This is a genomic window from Mesorhizobium sp. M7A.F.Ca.CA.004.04.2.1, from assembly GCF_004022825.1.
Lineage (GTDB): Bacteria > Pseudomonadota > Alphaproteobacteria > Rhizobiales > Rhizobiaceae > Mesorhizobium.
Genome location: NZ_RZPH01000213.1, coordinates 1 through 7,072, shown reverse-complemented (window position 1 = coordinate 7,072; position 7,072 = coordinate 1). Strand labels below are relative to the sequence as shown.

Sequence of the window (7,072 nt, the reverse complement as noted above, 5' to 3'; positions counted from 1 at the left end):
GTCGGCGACAACCACCTTGCCGTCGCGCATCACCACGATGCGATCGGCGTTGCGCAGCACCTCACCCAGCACATGCGAGATCAGGATGCAGCTTTTGCCGCCGGCGACGAAGCGGCGCACGAAGGCCAGCAGCTGGCCCGCCGTATGCGCATCGAGCGACGATGTCGGCTCGTCGAGGATGACGAGGTCGAGCCGATCCTGAGTGACGGTGAAGGCGCGCGCCACTTCCACCATCTGGCGCCGGCCGATCGACAGATCGCCGACAATATCGGACGCCGAAATGCTGTGGCCCGGAAAGATCTCGTCGAGCTTGGCGGCGATCAGATCCGCCGCCTTGCGCCGCCAGCCGAAGCCGCGCAGCGACGCGTGGTTGATGCGCGTGTTCTCGGCGACGCTGAGGTTGGGGCACAGCGACAGTTCCTGGAAGACGCAGCGTATGCCGAGCTGCTGCGCCCGCGACACCGAGTAGTTGTCCTCGGTGTCGCCATGCACGCCGATCTTGCCACTGTCGGGCACCAGCGTGCCAGCCACCATGTGCATCAGCGTCGATTTGCCGGCGCCATTGTGGCCGACGAGACCAACGCACTCGCCGGGGCCGACATGGAAATCGACGCCGCCCAGCGCGCGAACGGCGCCGAAATGCTTTTCGGCGCCGTTCAGTCTGATGATGTCAGCGTTCCCTTCAGGCATGCTCAACGATATCCGCTCGATGATCCGGAGGGCAACGCTTGTTCAAGGCTCACTTGATGTTGGCTTTGATGGCCGCGATCGCGTCTTCCTGCGTGTATTCGTGGCTGGCGACGCCGCCCTTGGGGATCTTCGGCAGCTCGGCCTCGAAATCGTCCTGTGTGAAGGCCAGATACGGCACCAGCAGATCGTGCGGAATGTCGGTGCGGCCGTCGAGCACCTGCTGCGCCACCCAGAAGGCGAGCGACGACACGCCGGGCGCGATCGAAGCCGACCAGGTCTGGTAGCCGTCCTTGTCCTTCTGCTCCTTCCACCACTGCAGCTCGTCCTGGCGGTTGCCCATGATGATGGTCGGGCGCGGCTTGCCGGCGGCGGCGAAGGCCTGGGCCGCGCCGTAACCGTCACCGCCCTGGTCGACGACGCCGACGATGTCGGGCAGCGACGGCAGGATGGTTGCCACCGCCTTCTGCGCTGTCGTCTGGTCCCAGTCGCCGGTCACCGAACCGACGATCTTGAACTCGGGATGGGCGGCGACACCTTCGAGGATGCCGGCATGGATGGCATCGTCGATCGAGGTCCCGGCAAGGCCACGGATTTCCAGCAGATTGCCGCCCTTGGGCTGGAACTTGGCCATCTGCTCGATTTCCTGCTTGCCCATGTCCTTGAAGTCTACGACGACACGGTAGGCGCAAGGTTCGGTCACGGTGCCGTCGAAGGAGACGACGACGATGCCGGCATCGCAGGCCTGTTTGATGGCGCCGTTGAGCGCATCCGGCGAGGCCGCGTTGATGACGATCGCGTCATAGCCCTGCAGGATCAGGTTCTGCACCTGCGCCGCCTGTGTCGGCACCTCCTTGTCGGCGGTGGTGAAGATGTCGGCCGCGCCGACGATCTTGTCGGCGACCGCCTTCTTGGTGACAATGCCATAGCTGTCGAGCATCGCCTGCCGCCAGGAATTGCCGGCATAATTGTTGGAAAAAGCGATCTTCTTGCCACTGGTGTCGGCCAGCGCCGTGCCCGAGGCGAGCATTGCCGCCAGAGCGCCCAGAACGAACAGTTTCTTCATGTCGTTATCCTCCCAGATGTGTTGACTGCTGCATTCCCACCGGCTTTGACCCCGGCCTCACTCCCAACTCTGATTTGAGCACGGATTGTCGCGAGCTCAAAACAGTCTCAATCCCGGCACGCGCACCCTGAGCCGGTACAGCGACGTCGACGCGGTGATGTAGAGGCTTTGCAGATCGTCGTCACCGAAGGTGAAATTCGCGCAATCCTCGGGCGTCCGGATGACGCCAAGAATGGCGCCCGAGGCGTCGAAAATGTGGATGCCGCCGGGTCCGGTGCAGTAAAGATTGCCGCGGCTGTCGATCTTCATGCCGTCGGGCGCCCCCGGCCCCTCGCCCTCGGTCACTGCCCACACCGCGCCGCCATCGAGGTCGCCATTGGCTTCGACGCCGAACACCCTGATATGCCCGCGTTCGGTGTCGTTGATGAACAGCCGCGACTCGTCCAGCGAAAAGCACAGCCCGTTCGGCTGCCCGAAATCGTCAGCCAGCAATGTCAGCCGGGCGCCATCGCCATCGATGCGATAGACGCCCTGGAACGGCAGGTCCTGTGGCCGTGGCACGCCATAGAATTCCCTCCGGCCATAGCCCGGATCGGTGAAATAGATCGATCCGCCGGTGGCAACGACGATGTCGTTCGGGCTGTTGAGCTGCTTGCCCTGATGGTGCGTGGCAAGCACCGTCGCGCTGCCGTTGGGTTCGGCGCGGGTCACCCGGCTCGTTGCGTGCTCGCAGGTGACCAGCCGCCCCTGGCGGTCCAGCGTGTTGCCATTGGCCTTGTGGCTCGGCGCGCGGAACAGCTCGATCTCGCCTTCGGCACTGCGGCGATAGATCCGGCTTTCCGGAATGTCGGAGAAGACCAGCCATTTCTCGTAGGGGTGCCAGACCGGCCCTTCGAGGAAGCCGAAGCCGCTCGCCAGGGTCTCAATGGTCGCATCGCCGACGACGTCGTCGAAGCCGGAATGGCGCGCACGCGCCGACACCGACATCATCGGCTCCCGGCGCGAACAGCCGTGCTACTCCGCATGGTGACAAATGGCATGAGCGCTTCCCGATATAGGCTTCTTGTTGGGGCAGAGCGTAGGCGCGGTACCGACGAGCCGATACGGGTCAAAGCGCACGGCCGACTGTGCGTTTGCACAGTCGGCCGTGCCTATCGAGCACGGGATAGCGACGACGTCAGATCAGGGCCGGCGACCACTCCGCAAAAGCGCGGTCAAGGTTGCGCTCGCGCACGCCACAGCCACGAGCACGACCACGCCTGCAGCGTTGGACTCCTGTTGTGTTCGAGCCGAGTCGTGCTGCGCGGGTAAAGGGCTGTGAACCAAGGTTTTCAGATCGGACCGGCTGCCGTGCCGAACGGAATAGGCGCGCGTGAACTCGGCACCGAGGAGGAAAATTTCCGACGAGTAGTAAACCCAGAGCAGTATGACGAGCAGGCCGCCGGCGGCGCCATACGAAGACGCAACCGCGCTGGTGCCGATATACCAGCCGATAAGCGATTTCCCCAGTGTGAACAGGGCCGCGGTCCCGATAGCGCCAATTGCCACATCGCGCCATTCCAGGGTTCGATCGGGTAGAACCTTGTAGATGGCGGCAAACATCACCGAGATAAGTGCAAACGAAACGACGCCATTGATCCCGCTGAGTATGATCGTTCCGAACGGCAGATAGGCGTTGATGAAATCGCCCAGTGCCGAAATCGCAGTGCTTGCGATGAGAGAGACCAGCAACAGGAACCCGAGTGCGGCCACCAACCCCAGACTGGCGGCCCGCGCCCGCACCAGACGCGACAGGGAATTGCCTTGCGGTTCGATCTTCCAGATCGTGTTCAACGATTGCTGCATTTCGCCGAAGACACCAGACGCGGCCACCAGCAAGGTGACCAGCCCTATGATCGCGGCCCAGGTGCCGTACAGACTGTCGGATGCACTTTCCAGCGCAGTCTTCAGGAGATCGGCGCTTTCCGGTCCCATCAGCCCTGATATCTGCGCGGACAAGGCCAATTGTGCGGCATCGTGGCCGAAGACGAGACCAGCAATCGCAACCACGATCAGCAAGATCGGCGCCAGCGAGGTGGTGGCATAGAAAGCCATCGCAGCACCATGGCTAAGCGCATTGTCGTTGATGAAGCCGACTATGCTTTCACGCACCAGATGCCATGAATCTGTGATTGAGGGTCGCACTTCGGGTCCGCAGGCATTGAGTTGGCGTTCACTAGCAATGCGCCTGACCTTCCGAAGTTCCGGGGCGTGGCCGCCGCTGTTCAGTGCTCCGCCAGCCAGGCATCGAGCCGGTCCTGTTCGCGGCGCAGTGCGTCGATGTTGATCAGGCCACGCGCCATGGCGAGATAGATCGCCCGCGTCCGCGAGTTGAACACGGAAGCATCGCCGGCGCCGTCGTCCGCCGGCACGATGCCGAGCTTGTCATAGACATGCTTGATGCGGCTCTGCGCACCACGGATCGACAGGCCGCGCCGCGCCGCGATCGCCCGGTCGGTCAGGCCGAGCGCGATGTCGATCAGGCTCTCATATTCGCCGTCGGTGATGCCCTCGAACTTGTCCTGCACGCGGTGCTGGATGCCGCGGATCTCGCGGTCGATGATGCAGTGGCCTTCGCGGAAAACCCCGCGCAGCGCGGACCGCATGCCCTCCTCCGTCGCCGATTTGAGCACATAGCCGTAGACCGAACCGGGCGGCACGATGCGTGCCACGCCGCGCACATAGGCTTCGTCGGCGAAATTCGACCAGAACAGGATGTGCGTGCCGGCGCGGCGGTTCCAGATCGCCTTGGCAACTTCGATTCCCGTCGCCTTCGGCATCTGCAAATCGAGCACGACATGCAGTGGCTCGCGTTGGGCCGCCAGGTTGATGGCGTCCTCGCCGTCGCTCGCCTCGATCACCTCGACGTCGCCGGGCCACAGCTGCTCCACCGTCCGCCGCGCGAAGCTACGGTGCAGCCCGTCATTCTCGGCGATCATCACAAGCATCACATGGCCTCCGATACGGCGAACTCGCCAGGCACCGCTGCCGCCGCCAATTCTCGCGACGGCTGGCGGTCGATCTCGACGACGACACGGGTGCCGCCGTTCTTGCGGCCGGCCTGGCCGATGCGCAGCCGCGCCCCAATAAGGGCTGCCCGCGTGTGCATATGGCCGATGCCGCCATACGCAGCCGGGTCGACGGTGCCGCAGCCCTGGCCGTCATCCGTCACGATCACCCGCAGCACGCTTGCGGTCGACGCCAGCAGCACGTCGATGCGGTGCGGCGCGGCATGGCGAACGGCATTGTTGATCGCTTCCTGCACGATCCGGTAGAGCGCGGTCCGCACTGGCTCCGGCAAACTGTCGGCGCCGCCGTCGCTGGTGTCGGCGATGCGCACGGCGATCGGCGGCTTGGCCTTGCTGACACTGCGGTTGAGATGCGCTTCGACCGCATCGCGCAGGCCGAACAGTTCGAGCACGCTCGGCCGCATGGCGTCGACGATGTGGCGCAGTTCCGTCAGACAGCCGGCGACCTCCTGCTCGAGGTCGGCAAGCTGCGCGGCCCGCGCCACGCCCTGGCCGCGCAAGGCCGAAAGCTGGCGCGCGATGCGGGCGAGATCGGCAAGCGTCTGGTCGTGCAGGTCCATGGCCATGCGGCGGCGTTCGCGCTCCATGCCCTCGGTCAATTGCGAGGCGCCTACGCGCAGCAGTTCGACGCGGTTGCGCGCCTCGCTCTCGGCCAGCATGGCGCGGCGCGCCTCCTCGGTCTGGATCAGCGCGAAGATATAGGGCGCGATCAGATCGGCGCATTGCTGGGCGACCGCGACATCGGCAAGCGTGTAGCAGCCGATTTCGTGCCGACTGATGTTGAGCGCGCCGATGACGCTACCGCGCGCCCTGAGCGGCACGATGATGCGGCTGCGCAGCTTGGCCGCGAAAATCGGCTCGTCGAAAGCGCCGGCAAAATGAAAACGGTCGTCGACAAGCGCGTTGTCCGACAACAGGTAAGGCGTCTTGCCCCACAACACGAAGCGAATCGGACTGCCTTCCACCGGATGCTGGGCGAGCTCGCTCCAACTGGTGTGGAAACCGGCTTCGTAGCAGGCATGCATGCGCCCATCGTGAGACAGCACAGCCAGATCGATATGGTCGTGCGGGATGAGCGTGCCGATCTCGATGGCGGTCGCGCGGAACGCCGTGCCGGGATCGATATGGCCGGCAAGCGCCCGCGATATCGCCAGCAGCCGGTCGATCAGGACCAGGGACACTTCCGCCATTGCTTTCACGATCCTCCCGTGCCGCGAAATAGTGGACGCATGCCGCCGCCGCTGTCAACGACGGCGCCGTTGACTATAGGAATTTTTTCTTGACTCGGTGACCTCAGCTATGGTACATTTTTGTCCATGGTGCTGATTTGCGCCAGTGACCCGCCGCACAGGCGGGTTGTTCGCTTGATGCTCCGTCAGCCAATGGCGGGCGAAGGCTCCGAAGAAACCCGTCAGCCCGAGTTCGTTGCCCTGCCGTTGGACCGGCCGATCAACTTGCGGTGCAATGATTGTAAAGGGTTCGCGTCCTGGTCTAGGGAGGAGGCCAGGAGAGCGAAACAGAATGCCAGTGACGCAAAACGTTGCTCCGGGCGCCCCGGGGATCCCGGCGCGCTGGACATCAAGCGCCAAGAGTGGCGTCGGAACGTCGCTTTCGCCGGCCGGCCGGATCTGGTTTACGATCAGCCACGGCATCCTCAACGAAGTCTACTATCCGCGCGTCGACAGCGCCTGCACCCGCGACCTCGGCTTGATCGTCACCGGTCCCGGCGGCTATTTTTCGGAAGAGAAACGCGATGCCGGGCATACGATCGAACCGTTCGAGGACGGCGTGCCCGCCTACAGGCTGGTCAATACGGCGAATGACGGCGCTTGGCGGATCGAAAAGCGTATCCTCGCCGACCCGGAGCGCCCGGCGCTGCTGCAGGAAATCACCTTCACGGCGCTGAAAGGGGTGCCCGGTGACTACCGCGTCTACGCGCTTCTGGCGCCGCATCTGGTCAATGCCGGCATGGGCAACACCGCCTGGGTCGGCGAGCACGAGGGAAAGCCCATGCTGTTCGCCTCGGGGCGCGGCTCTTGCCTGGCGCTGGCCTCGTCGCTGCCCTGGCGAACCGGTTCGGCCGGCTATGTCGGCTTTTCCGACGGTTGGCAGCAACTCCACAATACAGGTGAGCTCGACGCTGCATACCAGCGGGCCGAGGACGGCAATGTTGCGCTGACGGGCGAGATCGGCTTTTCCGCGACCAGGACCAAGGCTTTGCTGGCGCTGGGATTTGGCGCGACGCCTGAGG

6 protein-coding genes and 1 pseudogene are annotated in these 7,072 nt (G+C 64.2%); 1 reads left to right on the top strand and 6 read right to left on the bottom strand.

The genetic code is table 11. From position 1 onward, the window contains the following. The 6 genes from EN893_RS12295 to EN893_RS12270 all read right to left on the bottom strand — a co-directional run. On the bottom strand, positions 1-690 hold a 690-nt coding region (locus tag EN893_RS12295), incomplete at its 3' end, for an ATP-binding cassette domain-containing protein (protein ID WP_164900818.1). A 49-nt stretch (positions 691-739) separates the two neighbouring features. Continuing rightward, positions 740-1,753, bottom strand: a complete 1,014-nt coding sequence (locus EN893_RS12290; RefSeq protein WP_023811211.1) for an ABC transporter substrate-binding protein — start codon at positions 1,751-1,753, stop codon at positions 740-742. 96 nt (positions 1,754-1,849) lie between these two features. Next, on the bottom strand, positions 1,850-2,743 hold the full coding sequence (locus EN893_RS12285) for an SMP-30/gluconolactonase/LRE family protein (RefSeq protein WP_245465935.1): 894 nt from the start codon (positions 2,741-2,743) through the stop codon (positions 1,850-1,852). 192 nt (positions 2,744-2,935) lie between these two features. After that, positions 2,936-3,904 carry a YihY/virulence factor BrkB family protein gene (locus EN893_RS12280; RefSeq protein ID WP_245456784.1) on the bottom strand — a complete coding sequence of 323 codons (969 nt, stop codon included), beginning with the start codon at positions 3,902-3,904 and terminating at the stop codon, positions 2,936-2,938. A gap of 113 nt (positions 3,905-4,017) precedes the next feature. Next, positions 4,018-4,740 (bottom strand): response regulator transcription factor, encoded by a 723-nt coding sequence (locus tag EN893_RS12275; RefSeq protein ID WP_127267464.1) that lies wholly within the window; start codon positions 4,738-4,740, stop codon positions 4,018-4,020. Beyond that, on the bottom strand, positions 4,740-6,011 hold the full coding sequence (locus tag EN893_RS12270) for a histidine kinase (protein ID WP_127267463.1): 1,272 nt from the start codon (positions 6,009-6,011) through the stop codon (positions 4,740-4,742). The genes EN893_RS12275 and EN893_RS12270 overlap by 1 nt, the downstream gene beginning before the upstream one ends. A 331-nt stretch (positions 6,012-6,342) precedes the next feature. Here EN893_RS12270 and EN893_RS12265 point away from each other — a divergent pair. Further along, positions 6,343-7,072, top strand: a pseudogene (locus EN893_RS12265) (glucan 1,4-alpha-glucosidase); the annotation flags it as partial.

Coding starts and splice junctions, on each gene's coding strand:
- EN893_RS12290 (WP_023811211.1), bottom strand. CDS start 1,753: ATGAAGAAACTGTTCGTTCTGGGCGCTCTGGCGGCAATGCTCGCCTCG.
- EN893_RS12285 (WP_245465935.1), bottom strand. CDS start 2,743: ATGATGTCGGTGTCGGCGCGTGCGCGCCATTCCGGCTTCGACGACGTC.
- EN893_RS12275 (WP_127267464.1), bottom strand. CDS start 4,740: ATGCTTGTGATGATCGCCGAGAATGACGGGCTGCACCGTAGCTTCGCG.
- EN893_RS12270 (WP_127267463.1), bottom strand. CDS start 6,011: ATGGCGGAAGTGTCCCTGGTCCTGATCGACCGGCTGCTGGCGATATCG.